The following is a 2,883-nucleotide window of genomic DNA, read 5'->3' as shown; positions in this document are numbered from 1 at the left end:
CGAATTCATTCATTAATTGATGCTTTCATTTTTTCTACAATTACATCAATATATTGTTGTGGAATGTTTTATTTTTATAGTTCTCAATAGCATCAAGAATACTTTGTTTCAATATCTCAACACATTGAGAATCATTTGCTGTTTCAAATTTATCAAATGGGAGTAGAATTTCCAATTCTATCCGATTACGTTTTTTCGAATATCGACTTAATGGATTTGTAGTAAATCCTTTTAAGCAGAATACATAGAAACTTAGTTCATTAATATATGAAATATCACATAGACAATCCATATATTCTATTACAGAGTTTCTTGCTTTACGAAACTTATCAGAAATACTATGTTCCAATTCACCTCCAATAAAAACTTTCATACAAATTTGTTATCGTTAGTAATGTATAGCAGCGTTCCGCTTATTCAGTCGGTTTGCTGTTTGTTAGTAGCGTCCTAAGATTCGTTACTTGTTCTGTTATATTCTCGCATTCCAATTCAGAGCAATAGAACCGGGGATGTTTAACTCCTTGTTTATAGCAATCATGGGCTAAATCATCAAGTTTTTGGATTGCGCTATCAAACCATTCATATTCTTCTTTGCTGATAAGATAATATCGTTCAAACCAAAACCAATGACAGATAATGACTATCATTATGTATTGTTCAATTAAAGGATTAAATCCAACCGAATAGAATCCATCGTTTCTTATCTTTTCATTTAATAATTCCATCTTCTCACGTTTACGCTACTAATGGGTTGTAAATAGCAACTGTTAGGGTTGCTTATTTACTTGTTATCCGCACATTAATTCTCTTCATCATTGCCATAGGCTAATTCTATATCAATAAACTGAATTACCAACTGACATATTTCGCCGCCTTCGTCTATGCCCCAATAAACCGGATACGTACCATCTCCGAACCCTGATTGAAAAATGGGAATATGATACTCCGTCCCCGGCACTTGCCAATTTAACCAGTCTCCGCCTGCACGTTGATATTCTGGATGGAGATAATAGTTTTCTTTGAATAATGCAGCAAAATATCCATCATAAGGATTATCATCGGGATTATCTTTGCGCCATTGTTCATCCCAGTCGCAATAAATACGGTGGATAATTTCATCACATACACATCCTAAACCAGCATCTACACAAAATCCAAAGTAATCACCCTCTTCCAATGTTTCAAGGTTTTCATTCCCAACTAATGCTTCATAGAATCGAACAGCCCGCTTTTCATTGAAGCGCAAACGTACTGCGGCATAACGGTCGCAATCCTCGTCGTCAGATTTGATTACACAAATTTCCGTTTCATATTTACCCGCAGGAGCGTTCTGAAAATATGGACGTTCGTTTCTGTTTGGGAGATATACCAATGGATCTCGTACCAAAAGATTTCCACTCGGCAAATCGCAAGAACCGATATTAATCGTCGTTAACGATTTTCCTGCAATTTCTTCTTGCTCAAAATAAGTATTGAGGTCAACGGGGCAGACGGTTTTTTCTTTTACCGATTCCCATTTTTTCATCCAGTTGTTTTCTAATTCTTTCATATTCCTTTTTGATTTTTAGTTGCGGATAATGTTTGGCAGATAAACCGCCTTCAATGTTTCATCTGTTTGTTAGCATCAATTTAATAAAATTCAACCTTACATTCTGAAAGAGCATAACTTCTTCCATCTGATAATTCGATATTATTTTCAACAATTTTTCCAATCAATAACCCTAAGTGTTCAGCTCCTTGCTCTATCTGCTGGCGCCAACCTTGAATGTCACCTTTGTAAGACAAACCATGAAATAATTCTTTGGTTGGCAACCATATCTTACAATTTTCAGATATAACACCACCACTTTGAGCGATTTCTACAACCGAAGTAACTTTATCAAATAAACTTAGTTTCTTGCTCCTTCTGTTAAGCGAAACAAAGAAATTATTCCCATCATCTGCAATATAACGGTATTCTCGCCATTCTACGGGATGTAAGCCGGGTATTTCTCTTTCTTCATTCATTTTTATTACTTTTGATGCTAATGTTATGCAGCTTGCCGCCGTTAGGTGGCACAGGTGCTTGTTATCAGTCAATTTTATTTCAAATCTTCTTTATTTATAGTAATTATTCTATTCGGTATAAAAAACTGAGATGTTTCCACATCTATGCTGTTTGATATATAGCACTTCCAAGATTTCACGTATCGAAAATTCTTTTTGATTTTACGATAAAATTTGGAAACCATTTGAGAAAAATCATTATTATCAGAACAGCAATAAAAACGTCCAGCAATGTATGCCATATCTTCCCTTTGAAAAGGAACTCTATATTCTAAAACTGGACTTTTCACATAGTCCAATACTTCAGCTGTTGTTCCATCATAATATTCATGTGTATAATATGATATATATTGTTGGAAAGATTTTCCAGTCAAATACATCAGCCGATCATTAGCACAAATGTCAAAAGGGGATAAATCTCCTTTATAACGTGGAACACACAACAACTCTCCAAATACACTTCTAAGCGTATTTGCAATCATCTCATCATCATTTTTATACGAATAGAATTCAAATTGTTTTCCCATGTTCAACTGGTTTTAATGACTGATAACGTTATACTATCAGCCGATTTGGCTGTTATTTTCTTTAAGTATCAGACCTCGTCTTCCTCCATCAACAGATCGTCCAACGGGCTTTTGATATTGCTTTTGAAAGTGTCGGCTATGTGGACATACCTTTCCGTTGTCTTGATGTTGTTATGTCCCATAAGCTCTTTCACAATCTTGATGTCGGTTCCTTGCTCCAGCAAGTGGGTGGCGAACGAATGGCGCAGCAGGTGCGGATAAATCCGTTTCGTGATTCCCGCTTCCCGGGCCGCTGCCTTCAGCCGTTTCG

The 2,883-nt window shown here is 35.9% G+C and carries 6 protein-coding genes; all 6 read right to left on the bottom strand.

Annotated elements, in window-relative coordinates:
- Positions 1–40: 40 nt before the first annotated feature.
- Entirely contained in the window at positions 41–373 is a 333-nt protein-coding gene (locus HMPREF9007_RS00245) for an Imm44 family immunity protein (RefSeq protein WP_277754736.1), read from the bottom strand.
- A gap of 40 nt (positions 374–413) precedes the next feature.
- On the bottom strand, positions 414–725 hold the full coding sequence (locus HMPREF9007_RS26700) for a hypothetical protein (protein WP_008763890.1): 312 nt from the start codon (positions 723–725) through the stop codon (positions 414–416).
- 74 nt (positions 726–799) lie between these two features.
- Entirely contained in the window at positions 800–1,549 is a 750-nt protein-coding gene (locus HMPREF9007_RS00250; RefSeq protein WP_004327342.1) for a DUF4241 domain-containing protein, read from the bottom strand.
- A gap of 80 nt (positions 1,550–1,629) precedes the next feature.
- Positions 1,630–2,007 carry a hypothetical protein gene (locus HMPREF9007_RS00255; RefSeq protein ID WP_008763889.1) on the bottom strand — a complete coding sequence of 126 codons (378 nt, stop codon included), beginning with the start codon at positions 2,005–2,007 and terminating at the stop codon, positions 1,630–1,632.
- 74 nt (positions 2,008–2,081) lie between these two features.
- Entirely contained in the window at positions 2,082–2,573 is a 492-nt protein-coding gene (locus HMPREF9007_RS00260; protein WP_004295319.1) for a hypothetical protein, read from the bottom strand.
- 68 nt (positions 2,574–2,641) lie between these two features.
- Positions 2,642–2,883: tyrosine-type recombinase/integrase (locus HMPREF9007_RS00265; RefSeq protein ID WP_032850850.1), on the bottom strand; the 242-nt coding region annotated here is incomplete at its 5' end.

This window comes from Bacteroides sp. 1_1_14, assembly GCF_000162515.1.
GTDB lineage: Bacteria > Bacteroidota > Bacteroidia > Bacteroidales > Bacteroidaceae > Bacteroides > Bacteroides thetaiotaomicron.
Note: the sequence above shows the minus strand (reverse complement) of the source record. Positions and strands in the feature narration are given on the sequence as shown.